Below are 16,705 nucleotides of genomic sequence, written 5' to 3' on the forward strand. Positions count from 1 at the left end.
GCCACGTAGATCGCACTACGCGCTTTAGGATGGCGCACTGCAAAAGCAAAAGAGAGCCTAAGCTCTCTTTTTATGGGGATAGCATGGATTACAGGTGATCACTAATCCCGCATATAGTCAGGTTCATTTACGGCATCCAAGGATACTCTATGGGCCTCATTGCTATGTAACGGCATCTCCTGCGTGTTTTTCGGACGCCACCACCAATGGTAGAGTCGGCTACCAAGGCGCTTGACATCATCGAGTATGATATACAACAGCGGCACTAGGATTAAGGTGACGACTGTTGAGAATAGGATACCGAAGGCAAGCGACGTCGCCATAGGGATCACCACTTGTGCTTGCAGGCTACGCTCAAGGATGATCGGTGCGAGGCCCACAAAGGTTGTGAGTGAGGTTAAGATAATCGCCCTAAAACGATAACAGCCCGAATCTACCGCTGCTTGTCTTATTGATTGGCCTTGCTCCCGCGCACGGTTAACAAAGTCGACCAAAATCAAGGAGTCATTTACGACGACCCCAGCTAGCGCCACAATCCCACAGAGGCTAAGCACGCTAATCGATAGGCCTTGGATTAGGTGGCCAAAAATGGCGCCAATAATGCCAAAGGGAATGACTGACATAATAATTAACGGTTGGCTATAGGATTTGAGCGGCACGGCCATCAAGGCATAAATAGTAAACAGGGCAAAGAAGAAACCTTGCATTAACCCAACCAAGGCATTCTGCTCATCTAAACTGCCGCCATCGAGAGCTGTTTGAATGCTAGGGTACTTGGCTTGTAATTGGGGTAAGTAAGTCTCTTGGATTTCATTGACCACTTTAGAGGGTTCAACGATATTTTTGTTCGCGTTAGCAGTGATGCTAATTGCCCGTTTACCATCTACACGGGTGATTGAAGCAAAGGACTCACCCTTTTCAATTTCGGCGACGGTAGAGAAGGGCACGGCAGTACCTTGAGGCGTTCGGATCAACATGTTTTCAAGGTGACCAAGGGTTCGGCGTTGTTCTAATGGGTAACGCACCATCACTTTGACTTCTTCTTTACTGCGCAAAATTCGTTGAGCTTCATAACCATAGAAGCCATAACGTACTTGGCGGGCGAGATCAGAAAGGGTTAACCCTAACGCTTCGGCTTCGGGGCGAATTTTCAGGCGGATTTCACTGCTACCTGATGAATAGTTATCAGCAATGTCGTATACACCTTCATAGGATGCCAGTTTTTGTTTGATCTCCTTCGACGCCGCCGCTAATTCATCCAACGAGTTAGATGATAATCTAAAGGATATATCGCCGCCGCTACCCATGTTGCGACCACCGTTAAGATCGAGTTTTTTTACCGATAGGAGTTCGGGCAGTTGCTCGCGCCAAGCTGCAGAAATAGTATCGGCATCGATATCCCTCGCTTCACCTTTAACAAGTTCTGCAAAAATAAAGGCCGAGGTGCGAGAGTCCATATTAATAAAACTATGTTTCACCACCTCATAGCCATATTTTTGGGCAATATCGGCGTTCATTTTATATAAGGCATCTTCAATATCCTGAATCACCTTGAGGGTGTTTTGCTCAGAGCTGCCTTCATCCATTTCCAGTTGGACTTGGATAAAATCCGAGGCGAGATTAGGAAAGAATACCCAACGTACTTTTCCGCTGAGCACTAAGGCTATAGAGAGGATTAATACACCGATAAAAATCGCTAGTACGTTATAACGTTGACGAATACAGAGTTCGAGGAAGTGACGGTAACTGTGGTGAATAAAGTGCTGTACGCGATTATTAAATTTTTCTCTAAAGCGTCCAAAGAAACCTGTCGACTCTGCCGGTTTTTTAAACTTCATATGGGCCAAGTGAGCCGGTAGGATCAATTTAGATTCCACCAGTGAAAATGCCAGACACAAGATGACAATCATGCCGATGGATTTCCAAATCACTCCCATAGGTCCAGATACCAACAACATAGGTATAAAGGCGGCGATAGTGGTTAACACTCCGAAAGTCGCTGGCATTGCCACCTTTTGTGCTCCGCGGATCACATTATCAATCGAGTGCCCATGACGCTCAACTTCATAGTAGGCACTCTCGCCAATCACTATGGCATCGTCGACCACAATCCCCAGTACCAAAATAAACGCAAATAAAGTCATCATGTTGATGGTCATCGAAAACGGTTCGAGAGGCATCAGCAACATAGTGCCAAGGAAGCACACGGGTATTCCCATCATTACCCAAAAGGCAAGCCTTAAGTCCAGAAATAAGGCGAGGATAATAAACACCAGCAGCGCGCCATAAAACATGTTGGATAACATCATATTGAGGCGATCTTTGAGGTAGTGAGTCATATCACCCCAAGTGTCTAGCTTGGCATTGGCTGGCAATGTCGCGCGGCGATCCTCTACATATTGTTTAACCTGCGCAGCAATTTCTAAGGCGTTTTGATCGTTGACGCTCGTGACTTCAATGATGGCAGCGGGTTTACCATTAAAGCGGGTGTACTCTAAGCGTTCTTCAAAATCGTCTTTAATGGTGGCAACTTGCGGCAACATCACGCGGCTACCGTCGGCACGGGTAGTGACAACGATATTGGCAAAGTCATCGCCCGTATAGGCTTGACCTTTGGTGCGCAGCAGAATGTCACCATCCTCAGCGCGAATTGAACCGCCGGGTAAATCGATAGAGGAGTTTTGTACTGCGGTCGCGACTTGCGAGAAGGTTAAGCCGTATTCACGCAGTTTATCTTCTGAGACTTCGATGCCGATTTCATAATCGCGCACCCCCGTGACTTTCGCACGGGTAACGGCGGGGAGCTGGGTCAAATCATCACGTACTGATTTAGCCAATTCCTTCATATCGTGCAGTGACATTTCACCGTAGATTGAGACCCACAGTACAAAATTTTCGGGCTCGACCTTAAAAATTTCCGGCTTTTCAATATTTACAGGGAAGGTGGAGATTGCATCTAAGCGTAGTTTTGCTTCATCTAACAGGTTCTGAACATCGTAACCATCTTCTACCTCAATGCTGATTGTGCCAACGCCTTCACGGGCGACTGAGGTCACTTTTTTAATACCATTAATATCTTGGATGGCTTCTTCAATCTTAATGTTGATGCCTTCTTCGATTTCCTGAGGGGCTGCCCCAGGATAAGCCACGGAGATATTAAGTAGATTGAGTTCAAATGGTGGATATACTTCTTTATTAATCAATACCGCGCTAAAGAGCCCGCCGATTAACACTATCCACATTAGTAAGTTGGCCGCTACGCTATTGTGGGCAAACCAAGCTATGATCCCTTTTTGCGTATCCATTATTTCACTCCAGTAGCCGCAAGACTCGACTCAGGAGCAGGCGTTTGCGCAGGTTTTGTCTCTTCGCCTATCACTTTGACTAATTGACCATTGGCCATGTTATTAAAGTGAGTAATAGCAACCCGTTCACCGGTTTTTAAGCTGTCCTTGATAAACACATTTTGAAGGTCGCTACGGACCACATTCACATGGCGCATCTCGACAATATTTTTGTCGTTAATTAAGGCAACAAGCTGATTACGCACCACATGGCGAGGCAGTTTCACGATACCATCCACAGTACGGCCTTTGATCACCGCATTGACAAAGCTACCGTATTTTAAGGGTAAACTGCCTTGGGTTTTGTGCTCACGTAGGTAAGGATCTTTAATCTCGGCAACGAGGTAAACCATGCGGTTATCGGCATCAATAACCCCTTCACTACGAATGATATTGCCTATCCAAGTATTCTCCTTACCAGCCAGTGAGGCACTTAAGGTGACTTGGGTGTCAGGATTATCGACCGATTCTAAATAGGCCAAATCATCATTGGAGATAGGCAAACGGATTTCTGCAATACTGGTGTCATACAGTTCTCCTAGATTAGTGCCCAAGGTAACATATTGACCTAAATCGACATTTCTTGCTTTTATAATGCCGTCGAAGGGGGCGCGAATAATGGTGCGTTCTAAATTGCGTTGGGCGCGTGCTAGGGCCGCCTGCGCATATTTCACATTGGCTTGTTCTTTTTTCAATTGCGGAATACGTAAACCGAGTTCAGGCGGTAACCCTTTGTCGTAGCCTTTAAACTCAATTTTGGCGACTTCGCCGCGGGCGATTTCCTCATTGAGTGCAGCGGTGGCCTGAGCCAACGTCGCCTCGGCTTGCATTAAGTCGGCTTCGTAATCAGATGGTTCAATTTGGGCGAGTTGGTCGCCTTTTTTCACTATACCACCGGCAACAAACTGCGGCGATATCGTCAGCATTCGTCCTTGTACTTCGGTCACCAATTGCGTCTTATATTTCGGGGTGACAACGCCATAGGAGGGTAAGTTAAGTGATACTGTTTGTTGCTCAACCGCTGTGACATCGACAATCGGTATCGGCATTTCTTCAGGTTTCTGCTCCGGTGTCTCCTTGGTTTTCATCAGTAAACCAGCGCCAACAACAAAGAGCAGTAAGATAAAAAAAGGAGATAATCTCCTCAGTAAGGTTTTGAACATATGATGGTTACATCCGTGCTAAATCGCTTAATGCGCTTAAAATATCAGAGTCAGGCTGCGCAATAAATTTATTTTTGTAAATAAAATGTATCTAAAAAATAATGCTAGCGAGTCTGTGCAGAGCGGCATTGATTGTTTTAGCCAACTGGTGACACTGTTATGGGGGAGAGCGTTTCAGAGCGCCAAGGGGTTCATCCGGTGAACAAACGGGGATAAAAAAGCCGCTTGATGCGGCTTTTAGGAGGAAATAAGTGTCAACTTATTCAGAATTAGATACTTATGACTGTTTCTTGCGGGCGATTTTGCTGGCCTTTTTCGCAGCCTCTTTTTTACTGGTTTTTTTCGCCGCTTCTTTGGCTTTTACTTTCGCCTTTTTCTTTGTTGGTACTCGCGCTTCTTTATGTTTAGGACGAAGCTCTTCAATGATGCGGCGCTTAAGGGGTTGCTCAATATAGCGCTCAATCTTACCAACGATGCGCATATCATGGGCTTCAGCCAGCGAAATTGCAGTGCCCTTTGCACCAGCGCGGCCAGTGCGACCAATACGGTGGATGTAGGTGTCGGCTGAGCGTGGCATATCGAAGTTAATCACGTGGGTGATATCATCGATATCGATACCACGGGCAGCAACATCAGTCGCGAGTAATACATTCACTTCGCCCTTAGTGAAACGGCTCAGAGCTTGGAAACGTTTCTTCTGTTCCATATCCCCGCGCATAAAGGCGCACGGGATACCGGCTTGAAGTAACTGGCCTTCGAGGCTAGAGACTACATCGCGGGTTTTGACGAACACGATGGCGCGTTTCACATCTTCCTGCTTTAACAGATGGCACAGCAGCGCAAACTTATGGTCTTTGTCATCGGCGAGGTGGATCCATTGGTGGATCTTTGCCTTCTCTTTGCGTGGTGCGTCAACATCGATTTCAATCGGGTCGTTAAGGACTTCACGGGCAAAGCGGATAACACCACTGCCTTCAAGAGTGGCTGAAAACAGCATGTTCTGCTTGCGGCCTTGGGCTTCGAGCGCAATAGCTTTAACTACCGCCGAGAATCCCATATCCAGCATTCGGTCAGCTTCGTCGATGATCAGAATGTCAACGGATTCAGCACTAAATTTGCCTTTATCTAAATATTCCATCAGGCGACCCGGTGTCGCGACTAGAATATCGATATTGCCCTTTAGCGCTTCCTCTTGAGGTGCATAGGGCACGCCGCCAGTAATAATGGCGATATTCAGCCCTTGGTCAGTGGCTAAATGGCAGGCATAGCGGTGAATTTGGCTCGCCAACTCTCGGGTTGGGGTGAGAATTAACACGCGTGCTTGACCCGAGTAACGACGGGGAAAGTCGATTAAATGTTGCAGTGCGGGTAATAAGAAACTGGCGGTTTTACCTGTACCCGTCGGGGCGCGCGCTAAAATGTCCCGTTGCTCTAAGGCGTGAGGCAGCGTTTCTTGTTGGATTGTGGTGGGCGAAAGGTGCCCCATGGCTTTAAGTGACTCTAATAAGCTAGGGTCAAGCTGGAAATCTTCAAATTGCATGCGCAGCGTCTCGACGAATAATAGCCGAGCATTATAAAGCTTATACCTGTTAACTTAAATAACTTAATCCCAAAGCATCCTCTTTTCCGCTGTGATGTTTGGGGTAAATGTCGTTTTTAGAAGTGAACTACAGGATGCATTCGCAGAATTTATGGCTTGAAACTTAAGTCATGCAAACAGAGGGACTATTTATTTTTATTAAAATTTATATATATCAATGAATTGGTTTTGTTGCCAATATTTGGTCGCCATAACACCGATTGTTTAAGGCGGCCTTTTATAATTTAAGGTAAAAATCTCTTGTAAGCTCAATCATGTGTTTTGTGTAAAGCCCATCCATGCCTCGGATAGTGAGTTCACTTTCTCGATAATCACTTTGTCGATTTTTACTTAATAGAAGTAGTACTCTGCTTGCGACTTTATTTTCGACGCTTTTAACCAGAACTTCTTCTGTGAGATGGAGCTTGGACGAAGTGAGACAGGCCTTAAAGCGCGGCATGCTTTGGCTGGGGAGGATTAAACTGGCATAGCCTTGAGGCGAAAGGCATTGAATTATGGCGTCCAGCAATGGCGCAAATCCTAATGTGTTGGTATGACGTGCCATGGCTCTGTGACTGTCGTTCGCTTGGGGGCCGTGCTCGAAGTAAGGTGGATTGCAGATGATATGGTCAAAAAAGCGGTGATACTGAGTTTGCTGGCAAAAATCTTGAATATCGCAGTGGATAACACTCAGCCTGTCCGCCCAAGGACTTTGTGCCATATTAGATAGGCAAGCGGCGGCGGCTTTTTCCTCAAGCTCTACAGCGGTGATCCGCCCTAGGCTTCGTTGCGCCGCCATTAAACTCAATAACCCACTTCCCGCGCCAATATCTAAAATTTGCTGAGCCTGTGACAGTGGGGCCCACGCGCCTAAAATTACGCCGTCGGTGCTGACGGGCATGCCGCAATTAAGATCATCAATGTGGAATTGTTTAAAGGTAAATGCCATGGGGACCAGATTATCAAGTGAATATTATATTGGGCTAATGTATTGAGCGATTTAGCCCTCGCTATTTTAAAGGGCATACTGCGCTTTAGCTAAGATTTTTATGAACAAGAGCAAAAAGTCTATTCTTCCATTTAGATCTAGTTTTTGTATTTTTTATGCTGTTTTGAGTCTTAGTTCACGTAATCAACGGTTTAATTTATTACCTCGGTAACGCATTGTTAGCAGTTAATTAGCATTGCAAGGGTTTTTTCTGTAAAACCAATCTTGCCGGTTGTATTGGTTTTAGAATTCTGATATTAGTTTCGCCCCCATTTTTAATCGATTTTATGATTAACGGATAGGTAAACGGGTTTTTAAGTGAATACTTTGGCAGTGAGGCCAATTTTCAGTTCATTTTTGTTCATAAACTCAGCAAATATCGCGCATATTTACCACGGAATTGTGTAAACATAGATTTGCACTCCGGATGGGCTTTGTTTTAGCTATGGCTAATCGACACATAATCACTTAAGTTTGTTAAAAACAATAAGACAAGATGGGGCTTTCCGTGCAAGACAATCAAATGAGTTTTGGGGATACATTAGGCTTAGGTTTTATGACCTTCGCGTTTTTTTTAGGAGCGGGCAACTTAATTTTCCCTCCCTTTGCGGGCATGTTGGCGGGGGAGAACATGCTCCTTGCCATGCTAGGTTTTCTCATTACTGCCGTAGGTTTACCTTTAGTTGGGCTCATTGCTGTTGCTAAGGCTCAAGGTAAGGTTATGGCAATGTTGCCAGTGTTTGCGGCAACGGCATTAGCGATTGCGATTTATATTATTATTGGTCCTGCATTTGCGGCGCCGCGTACAGGCTTAGTGGCCTATGAAATCGGTGCTAAGCCCTTTATCGATAATACGACGGCCACCATCATGCTCGGCAGTTTATCGCTGAATCTCTCGCAACTGATTTATACCTTGTGCTTCTTTATTATCACTATGTTATTGGCGCTGTTTCCAGGAAAATTACTTGATAGTGTAGGTAAGGTATTAACGCCTATCCTATTGTTATTATTAGTTGGTTTAGCGATATCAGTGTTGTTTTTACCTGCTGCTGATGTCGGCGTTGCAGTCGGTGATTATAAGCATCATCCTCTGACCAAAGGTATTCTTGAAGGCTACAATACGATGGATACCCTAGCGTCTTTGATGTTTGGCATGTTGATTATCGATCTGCTGCGTAAAAAGGGTATCGAACAACCTAGTGCACAAACCAAATACCTTATTCGCGCTGCCTTTATTGCCGCAGCAGGTCTTGCCTTTGTTTATGTTTCATTGTTCTTTTTAGGCGCCACGGCGGGTGATATTGCCGCTGGTGCGAAAAACGGTGGTGAGATTTTAACTAACTATGTGACCCGTGAGTTTGGCAGTTTAGGTACAGTATTGTTATCGGCCGTGGTGACTCTTGCTTGTTTAACGACCGCGGTGGGGCTAGTGAGCGCGTGTTCTGAGTTTTTTAATGAGTTAATGCCGAAGCTGTCTTACCGTTTTTTAGTGGTTGCATTAAGTGCTATCTGTGCTTTGATTGCTAACGTTGGGCTTTCACAACTGATTAATATCAGTATCCCGGTGTTAATGGCCGTTTATCCTGTGGCTATTGCGCTGGTGGCTGTGACCTTCTTAACCGAATATTTCCCTCGCCCGCAGTTTGCTCACCGTGCGACCCTGTCTGTGGCACTCCTGTTTGGTATCTTTGATGGGATGAAAGTCGCAGCCAAAAGCCTTACGGGAGAAGACGGTAGAGGTATAAGTGAATTTGCACAAAGCTTTATCGATTTTGTGAATGGCATGTCGCCTACTTTGTCTATTTTACCTCTGTATGAAGAGGGCATGGCGTGGTTATTGCCAACCTTAGTGGTGATTGTGCTGTGCTTAATGATTCGTGGTGGTGGTGCAAAAGCGGTCAGCGCAGCATAAACAATACGCTGCCTGAAGCTGGTAAATTAAGTTAATATCAACGGCGTATCTTTAGAGTGCGCCGTTTTTTTATGGAGTTTTTGTGGCTAAAACCTATCTGTGCGATCCGCTTATTGATGCCTTTCTTGATGATCTTTGGTCTAGTAAAGGCTTAAGTGATAACACCTTGAGTGCCTATCGCACCGATTTACGCCATTTTGATCGCTATCAGCAAAGCCAAGGATTGCGTTTGTCTGATGTGGGGCAAGCTGATGTCCGTGCTTATTTAGCCTATCGGGTAGAGCAACAATTTGCCCGCACCAGTAGCGCTCGTTTGCTGAGTAGTTTGCGCCGTTTCTATAGCTATTTACTCCAGACCAAGCAGATTTCGGGTGACCCAATGGCGCGAATTGAATCGCCTAAGTTAAGTCGGCAGTTGCCCGATTCCTTAAGCGAGTCACAGGTTGATAGGCTACTTGCTGAACCCAATGTGGACGACCCCGTTGAATGCCGTGACAAAGCCATGCTTGAGTTGTTATATGCCACCGGACTGCGGGTGAGCGAGTTGGTGGGATTAACCATGGAGCAGATGAGTTTACGCCAAGGTTTAGTGCGGATTATTGGCAAGGGCGGTAAAGAACGTCTCGTGCCTATGGGTGAGATGGCCATAACTGAGGTGGAACATTATTTAACATCCGCGCGGCATGAGCTCTTAGGTCATGTTCAATCCGACGTGGTGTTTCCCTCGAAGCGCGCGCAAATGATGACGCGGCAAACTTTCTGGCATCGCATTAAGCTCTATGCCAGTCGAGCTGGGATTGAAACCGAATTGTCGCCCCATACTCTGCGACATGCTTTTGCCACCCACTTGCTTAACCATGGGGCCGATTTGCGGGTGGTACAATTGCTGTTAGGGCACAGTGACTTATCGACGACTCAAATCTATACCCATGTGGCAAGAGCGAGATTACAGGAGTTGCATCAGCAACATCACCCTCGAGGTTAGGCTTTATAGATCACAAAACGGTGAATGGTTGAATTTAGTTACAGTATAAATTTGCATTCTATTTGGCTTGTCTGTAACTTTTTGCCCCCATACAGGGTCTATTAACCTGACCCATATTTCGCTGTAGCTATTTACTTAATAGGAAGTCCCATGAAGTTGACCCGAGCATTATCTTTAGTCTTCGCGCTTGTTGTTGCGCCTCTGGCCAGCGCCGCAACGGCGACCACTCCCGATACGGCTGCGATTAAGCAAAAACTCAGCGAGATGTTAGATGTTGAAGTGATTTCGATGCAGGATTCTCCCATCGAAGGTTTATATCAAGCGATGACTAATCGCGGCGTGCTCTATATCAGCCGTGATGGTTCAAAAATGTTCCATGGAAATTTATACGATTTAGATAAAGGCATGAAAAACCTGACAGAAGCCGCGCTTGCTGGCCCGCGTCTGGCGATGATGAAGCCGCTTGAAGATCATATGTTGGTGTATAAAGCCAAGGATGAAAAACATGTTGTGACGGTATTTACCGATGTGAGCTGTGGATATTGCCGCAAGTTGCATAGCCAAATGGCCGAATACAACAAGTTAGGTATTACCGTGCGTTACTTAGCCTTCCCACGTGCTGGGGTGCCATCTGCCAATGCCGATGAAATGCAGGCCATTTGGTGTGCTAAGGATCCATTAAAAGCGATGACAGAAGCTAAAGCAGGTAAAAAAGTCTCCGCTGCTTCCTGTGATGCTAAAATCGCCGAGCAATATCAATTAGGTAATAGCTTTGGTGTTAACGGCACTCCAGCCATAGTACTTGAAGATGGCAATATGATCCCAGGATATCAACCACCTGAAGATTTGCTGCGTACCTTAGAAGCGCGCCAATAATCGCAATTCGGGTAAATTTATCCCATTAAAGGTGAGCCTAAAGCTCACCTTTTTGTTATCTTAGCCCCATGATTGTTTAAGAGTTTGTTCCCTTGATCCATAAGATAATCCGTCGTCCAACCGTTGATGATAGCCATTTACCCATGCACCTTGGGCCACTGTTAAGACAGCTCTATGCTCGCCGTGGCGTGCTGCCGAGCGAGTGCGAACTGGTGCTTAAGGGCTTGTTAAGGCCCGATACCATGAAGGGATTGGATCGCGCCGCCAAGTTGATTGCCGATGCGATGCAGCAAGAAAAGTCGATTCTTATCGTCGGTGATTTTGATGCCGATGGCGCCACCTCGACCAGTGTGTGCATCTTAGCGTTAAGGATGATGGGCGCGAGTAAAGTCGATTATCTGATCCCCAATCGCTTTGACTACGGTTATGGCCTAAGTCCTGAGATTGTCGCCGTGGCGGCATCTAAACAGGCAGAATTGCTGATCACCGTCGATAATGGCATTTCTTCTATCGAGGGCGTAGCCGCCGCCAAAGCCTTTGGGATGCAGGTGGTGATCACCGACCATCATTTACCTGGCCATGAGTTACCAGATGCCGATGCCATAGTGAATCCCAATCAGCCCGGTTGTCAGTTTGCCAGTAAATCCATCGCCGGCGTTGGTGTGGCTTTTTATCTGATGACGGCGCTTAGGGCAGAGCTGCGCGCTCGTAACTGGTATCAAGTCCGTGGCATTGCCGAGCCCAACCTCGGCACTTTGCTGGATATTGTCGCCCTTGGCACTGTGGCCGACGTGGTATCGCTTGATAGCAATAATCGCATTTTGGTCGAGGCGGGGTTACAGCGGGTGCGTAGCGGTCGTTGCCGCGTGGGCATTACTGCGTTACTCGAAGTCGCGAAACGCAATCCAGCTCGGATTGTTGCCTCTGACTTTGGCTTTGCCGTGGGACCAAGGCTCAATGCCGCCGGCAGGCTCGATGAAATGGCGCTCGGGGTCGAAACCCTGCTTTGCGAAGACATCATGTATGCAAGGCGGATGGCGGCAGAACTCGATAGTCTCAACCAAGAGCGACGTGAGCTTGAGGTGGGGATGCAGCAAGAGGCACTTAAAAGTCTTGAATATCTAAAGCTTAATGAAGAACAGCTTCCTTGGGGGATTGCACTCTTTCAAGAGGATTGGCATCAGGGCGTTATTGGTATTCTGGCCTCGCGGATTAAAGATAAATATCACAGACCTGTAATTGCCTTTGCCGACGCGGGTAATGGCGAAATTAAAGGCTCGGCGCGCTCCATCAAAGGCTTGCATATGCGTGACTTGCTGGAGCTAGTTAACTCACGCCATCCGGGGCTGATTTGTAAATTTGGCGGCCACGCGATGGCGGCGGGCTTGACCTTAAAGTCAGGTGGCTTTGCAACCTTTGCCAAGGCCTATGATGATGCGGTGCGTGAACAATTAAAGCCTGAGCAGCTTACGGGCGAGCTTTGGTCCGATGGCGAGTTAACCCCAACCGAGTTAACGCTTGAAATTGCCCAGTTGCTTCGCAATGCGGGGCCTTGGGGCCAGTCCTTCGAAGAGCCGTTATTTGATGGTTATTTTAAGATTATCCAGCAGCGGATTGTGGGCGAGCGCCACCTCAAATTAGTGCTTGAAACCCCATGCGGCACTGTGATGCTAGATGCGATTGCCTTTAATGTGGATTTACACACTTGGCCCGATGCGACGATTCAACATGCGCGTATCGTCTATAAGCTCGATGTGAACGAATATCGCGGTAATTTCACCTTGCAGTTGATGGTCGAGCAAATCGAGCCGATGTGATCCGCGCTGATAGCGGGCAAATAAAGGTGAAAAGGAATTTTAGATTGAAGTCATTATCAGACAAAAAGATTCGCCAGTTACTTAAGCGTTTTGCTTGGATATATGCGGTTTGCCTTTGTATTCCCTGGATTTCGGCGCTCTTGACCACAAAGGCACAGGGGCAAACCTTGATTATTGGCATTTGGCCTGCGGCCTCATTATTTTATTTTCTTGCTTATCGCCATTTAGCTAACTCTTTTCGATTTGAGATCAATCGCCATCTTGCTTTTAGCTATCATGGTGGAGGCTCCTTTGCTGGAGCCATGTATTCATTAGCAAAAGTGGTGTTGCTGGGCATGGTGTTGATGATATTTATGAGTGCAAAACATACCTAGATTAAGCGGTATTTAACGATAAATTGGAGCGATAAATGGAATATCGAGTCAGTAGTGAGCTATCGGAAATGGATTTTGATGTTATCCATGGTTTTATTGCCAACAGCTATTGGGCGCAGGGTATGCCTGCTGCGCTGCTGCAAAAGGCGCTTAGCAACAGTTTATGTTTTGGAGTATTTGATAAAGATAATCAACAGCTTGCCTTTGCCCGCCTGATCACCGATAAAGCCACCTTTGCCTACCTTGCCGATGTGTTTGTCCTCGAATCTCACCGCGGCTTAGGTTTAAGTAAGATGATGATGACAGCAATTATGGAACATCCTGATCTGCAAGGATTAAGACGCATAATGCTCGCCACCCGTGATGCCCATGGACTTTATGCGCAATTTGGTTTTTGCGCTGTGGATCATCCTGAAACACTAATGCAAATTCGGCTTGAGAAGCCTTACCTTTAGAACAGGATTGCTAGCGCTATACTCGTTGAAATAGTCATGATTAAGATAAGGAGGTTCTGCATGACACAATTACATTATGCCTATCTTGCTAGCTTTGGTGTTTCGTCCGCTTTTTTGAATTGGTTACTTGAGGGACAAGCGCCTTGGGTGAGGCTGCTTTGCTATATTTTGCTACTTTCAACCATGGGATTTGCTTGTTTGTACCATAGTTTAAAGCGGTCAATAAAATCAAAAGACTAGGGCGTGTTGACGTTTCAGGGTTATTTTTGCAGCAATTTGGCTGGCTTTTATGCAAGGCAAAGTCCGTGCAGTGTAGTTATTCTACATAAACGGACGATAACGTAGTAGAAAAGCCAGCCAAATGCTGCCCGAAGGGGTCGTCTGGCAAGCCCTTGCTCTTTGTCACTCGTCATTTGAGTAGAATAACTACACATCATTCCTCGTTTCGCGAGCACGTGCTTGCCAGAACGAACAAAATCTAATCTCGAAACGTCAACACGCCCTAGCAATAAACCCGATTAAAAACAAAAAGCCAGCTTGCGCTGGCTTCTTATCTTATGCGGTTAATGATTAACGATTAAGCCGCTTTAGTGTCTGTGGTTTTGGTTTCGGTACTGTCTTCGCTATGGCGAATTAAGTAATCAAATGCACCCAGAGAGGCATTTGCACCGCTACCCATAGCGATGATGATTTGCTTGTAAGGTGAGTTAGTCACGTCACCTGCGGCAAATACGCCTGGTACTGAGGTTTGGCCGCGCTCATCGACGATGATTTCGCCGCGAGGAGTCAAATCCACTGTGCCTTTTAACCATTCAGCGTTTGGCACTAAACCGATTTGCACGAAGATCCCTGCCAGCGCGATATGGTGGCTTTCACCCGTTGCGCGGTCGGTGTAGTTTAGGCCATTCACCCGAGTACCATCGCCTGTTACTTCTGTGGTCATCGCTTGGGTAATGATTTTGATGTTACCCATAGATGCCGCTTTACGTTGCAGTACATCGTCAGCGCGCAGTTTGCTATCAAACTCGAGTACGGTCACATGCTCAACGATGTTGGCTAAGTCGATGGCCGCTTCGATACCTGAGTTACCGCCACCGATAACCGCTACACGTTTACCTTTAAATAATGGGCCGTCACAGTGTGGGCAGTATGCAACGCCTTTACCACGGTATTCTTTCTCGCCAGGGACATTCATTTCGCGCCAGCGGGCACCGGTTGCCAGTAGTATGGTACGGCTGCGCAGTTTAGCGCCGCTTGCTAGTTCGAGTTCAAATAAACCATCGCTCGCCAGTTTAACGGCCTTCTGGTTATCCATGATATCGACTTCATAGTCACGCACATGGGCTTCAAGGTTAGCCACCAGTTTTGGACCTTCAGTCGCTTTTACCGAAATAAAGTTTTCGATACCAACGGTTTCGGCGACTTGACCACCGAATTTGTCGGCCACCACACCGGTACGCAGGCCTTTACGGGCAGCGTAAATTGCTGCCGCAGCGCCAGCAGGGCCGCCGCCAACGACTAAGACTTCGTATGGGGCTTTTTTGCTGAGTTCTTCAGCTTTACGGCTTGCCGCGCCAGTATCGAGTTTATTTAAAATCTCACCAATGCTGATACGACCCGCGGCAAATACTTCACTGTTTAAGTACACAGACGGTACGGCCATGATGTTGCGGCTCGCCACTTCGTCCTGGAACAGGGCGCCGTCGATCATCACGTTGGTGATGTTCGGATTAATGGCAGCCATCATGTTGAGTGCTTGAACTACATCAGGGCAGTTTTGGCAGGTGAGTGACACATAGGTTTCAAACTCATATTTGCCGGGCAGATTGCGGATCTGCTCGATGATGTCATCGCTGAGTTTGATTGGGTGTCCACCCGTGTGCAGCAGGGCTAACACGAGTGAAGTAAATTCGTGACCCATAGGCAGACCAGCAAAGCTAATCTGAGTATTGAGCTGCGGGTTAACCACTGTCATCGCTGGCGTGCGTTGGCCTTGAGCTTCTTTGAGGCTCACTAAAGAGGAAAGGCTAACGATGTCATTGGCTAAGCTTTTTAATTCTTGAGACTTCTTGCTTTCATCTGCTGACACGACAAGTTCAACTGGTCTCTTGAGGTTTTGCAGATAGGTTTGCAGTTGATTTTTTAAATTCGCATCTAACATGATGACTCCAAATCAGCGTAAAAATTGAAAAATATTGAAAAACGCGAGGGTGCCAATCTAGAACCTTGCAGGGGCGGTTCTCTCTTGCTATTTGGCACCGCAGTGGCGTTGGCTGCATTTACTTACCCCAATCACTTAGCCACTAAGTTAGAAACTAAGCTCATGGGGATTCGTGCACTTGCCAGCTTACTGCGGTACCAACTAGCTTGAGATGCTAGATTGGCGGGGTTGACCTTTAGGCGAGATTAGATTTTGCCAACGAGGTCTAAAGATGGAGCTAAGGTTTCATCACCTGGTTGCCATTTAGCTGGGCAAACTTCGCCATCGTGAGTCGCAACGTATTGAGCGGCTTGGATCTTACGAACCAGTTCTTGAGCGCTACGGCCGATGCCTAAATCATGGATTTCAGCAACTTTCACTTGACCTTCTGGGTTGATAACGAAAGTACCACGGAGTGCTAAACCTTCTTCTTCGATCATCACACCGAAGTTACGGCTGATAGTGCCAGTTGGGTCAGCCAGCATTGGGAAGTTGATCTTCTTGATGGTGTCAGAAGTATCGTGCCATGCTTTGTGAGTGAAGTGAGTGTCAGTAGAAACTGAGTAAACTTCAACGCCCATAGATTGTAACTTAGCGTAGTGATCCGCCATGTCGCCTAATTCAGTTGGGCAAACGAAAGTGAAGTCTGCTGGATAGAAGAATACAACTGACCATTTACCTAACAGATCTTGTTCAGTTACAGGAACGAACTCACCATTGTGGTAAGCAGTGGCTTTGAATGGCTTGATTGTGCTGTTGATAATTGATTGAGTCATTTTATGCTTCCATTTAGTTGATTATGATGAATTTAGTGACGGGCATTAGCTTGTTTTCCCGTCGATGAGAAGTATATTACTGACCTTGCGATGATAAATATAACGCATAAAAACTATTGTTCTAATCGGTTTTGTCGAATTAAATTGATTTGAGTGGAGGGTTAATCGTTTTTTTCGTATAGGTAAGTATTAGTGGCTAATTGATTGTTTATCAGGTGATATCGGATAAAGGAAAG

General features: G+C 46.5%; 12 protein-coding genes. 6 read left to right on the top strand and 6 right to left on the bottom strand.

What is annotated here, in order from left to right:
• Positions 1-101: 101 nt before the first annotated feature.
• The 4 genes from H9J30_RS18420 to H9J30_RS18435 all read right to left on the bottom strand — a co-directional run bounded on the left by H9J30_RS18420 (position 102) and on the right by H9J30_RS18435 (position 7,035).
• Positions 102-3,305, bottom strand: coding sequence for an efflux RND transporter permease subunit (locus H9J30_RS18420; protein ID WP_240132339.1), 3,204 nt, complete (start codon positions 3,303-3,305; stop codon positions 102-104).
• Positions 3,305-4,507 carry an efflux RND transporter periplasmic adaptor subunit gene (locus tag H9J30_RS18425; protein WP_240132340.1) on the bottom strand — a complete coding sequence of 401 codons (1,203 nt, stop codon included), beginning with the start codon at positions 4,505-4,507 and terminating at the stop codon, positions 3,305-3,307. The genes H9J30_RS18420 and H9J30_RS18425 overlap by 1 nt, the downstream gene beginning before the upstream one ends.
• 277 nt (positions 4,508-4,784) lie before the next feature.
• Complete coding sequence (srmB, locus tag H9J30_RS18430; protein ID WP_240132341.1) at positions 4,785-6,047, bottom strand: ATP-dependent RNA helicase SrmB; 1,263 nt, start codon at positions 6,045-6,047, stop codon at positions 4,785-4,787.
• Positions 6,048-6,324: 277 nt separating this feature from the next.
• Positions 6,325-7,035, bottom strand: coding sequence for a tRNA1(Val) (adenine(37)-N6)-methyltransferase (locus H9J30_RS18435; RefSeq protein WP_240132342.1), 711 nt, complete (start codon positions 7,033-7,035; stop codon positions 6,325-6,327).
• Positions 7,036-7,570: 535 nt separating this feature from the next.
• Here H9J30_RS18435 and brnQ point away from each other — a divergent pair.
• From brnQ to H9J30_RS18465, 6 genes are all read left to right on the top strand, one after another.
• Entirely contained in the window at positions 7,571-8,986 is a 1,416-nt protein-coding gene (gene brnQ, locus H9J30_RS18440; RefSeq protein ID WP_240132343.1) for a branched-chain amino acid transport system II carrier protein, read from the top strand.
• Between the two features lie 82 nt (positions 8,987-9,068).
• Positions 9,069-9,971 (top strand): site-specific tyrosine recombinase XerD, encoded by a 903-nt coding sequence (gene xerD, locus H9J30_RS18445; RefSeq protein ID WP_240132344.1) that lies wholly within the window; start codon positions 9,069-9,071, stop codon positions 9,969-9,971.
• Positions 9,972-10,121: 150 nt separating this feature from the next.
• Positions 10,122-10,847 carry a bifunctional protein-disulfide isomerase/oxidoreductase DsbC gene (gene dsbC / locus H9J30_RS18450; protein ID WP_218677810.1) on the top strand — a complete coding sequence of 242 codons (726 nt, stop codon included), beginning with the start codon at positions 10,122-10,124 and terminating at the stop codon, positions 10,845-10,847.
• Positions 10,848-10,939: 92 nt separating this feature from the next.
• Positions 10,940-12,664, top strand: coding sequence for a single-stranded-DNA-specific exonuclease RecJ (gene recJ, locus H9J30_RS18455; RefSeq protein WP_240132345.1), 1,725 nt, complete (start codon positions 10,940-10,942; stop codon positions 12,662-12,664).
• Entirely contained in the window at positions 12,661-13,038 is a 378-nt protein-coding gene (locus tag H9J30_RS18460) for a hypothetical protein (RefSeq protein WP_240132346.1), read from the top strand. Before recJ ends, H9J30_RS18460 begins: the two co-directional genes overlap by 4 nt.
• A 35-nt stretch (positions 13,039-13,073) precedes the next feature.
• Positions 13,074-13,493, top strand: a complete 420-nt coding sequence (locus tag H9J30_RS18465; protein ID WP_240132347.1) for a GNAT family N-acetyltransferase — start codon at positions 13,074-13,076, stop codon at positions 13,491-13,493.
• A 577-nt stretch (positions 13,494-14,070) separates the two neighbouring features.
• Here H9J30_RS18465 and ahpF read toward each other — a convergent pair.
• Together ahpF and ahpC are read right to left on the bottom strand one after the other, a co-directional pair.
• Positions 14,071-15,654 carry an alkyl hydroperoxide reductase subunit F gene (gene ahpF, locus H9J30_RS18470; RefSeq protein ID WP_240132348.1) on the bottom strand — a complete coding sequence of 528 codons (1,584 nt, stop codon included), beginning with the start codon at positions 15,652-15,654 and terminating at the stop codon, positions 14,071-14,073.
• 245 nt (positions 15,655-15,899) lie between these two features.
• The gene (gene ahpC, locus H9J30_RS18475; protein WP_240132349.1) at positions 15,900-16,469 is read right to left on the bottom strand and encodes an alkyl hydroperoxide reductase subunit C; all 570 of its coding nucleotides are present in this window, start codon (positions 16,467-16,469) and stop codon (positions 15,900-15,902) included.
• Between the last annotated feature and the right edge of the window lie 236 nt (positions 16,470-16,705).

Origin of the sequence: Shewanella cutis (genome assembly GCF_022410515.1) — a bacterium.
GTDB classification, from domain to species: domain Bacteria; phylum Pseudomonadota; class Gammaproteobacteria; order Enterobacterales; family Shewanellaceae; genus Shewanella; species Shewanella cutis.

Coding starts and splice junctions, on each gene's coding strand:
- H9J30_RS18420 (WP_240132339.1), bottom strand. CDS start 3,305: ATGGATACGCAAAAAGGGATCATAGCTTGGTTTGCCCACAATAGCGTA.
- H9J30_RS18425 (WP_240132340.1), bottom strand. CDS start 4,507: ATGTTCAAAACCTTACTGAGGAGATTATCTCCTTTTTTTATCTTACTG.
- srmB (WP_240132341.1), bottom strand. CDS start 6,047: ATGCAATTTGAAGATTTCCAGCTTGACCCTAGCTTATTAGAGTCACTT.
- H9J30_RS18435 (WP_240132342.1), bottom strand. CDS start 7,035: ATGGCATTTACCTTTAAACAATTCCACATTGATGATCTTAATTGCGGC.
- brnQ (WP_240132343.1), top strand. CDS start 7,571: ATGGGGCTTTCCGTGCAAGACAATCAAATGAGTTTTGGGGATACATTA.
- dsbC (WP_218677810.1), top strand. CDS start 10,122: ATGAAGTTGACCCGAGCATTATCTTTAGTCTTCGCGCTTGTTGTTGCG.
- H9J30_RS18465 (WP_240132347.1), top strand. CDS start 13,074: ATGGAATATCGAGTCAGTAGTGAGCTATCGGAAATGGATTTTGATGTT.
- ahpF (WP_240132348.1), bottom strand. CDS start 15,654: ATGTTAGATGCGAATTTAAAAAATCAACTGCAAACCTATCTGCAAAAC.
- ahpC (WP_240132349.1), bottom strand. CDS start 16,469: ATGACTCAATCAATTATCAACAGCACAATCAAGCCATTCAAAGCCACT.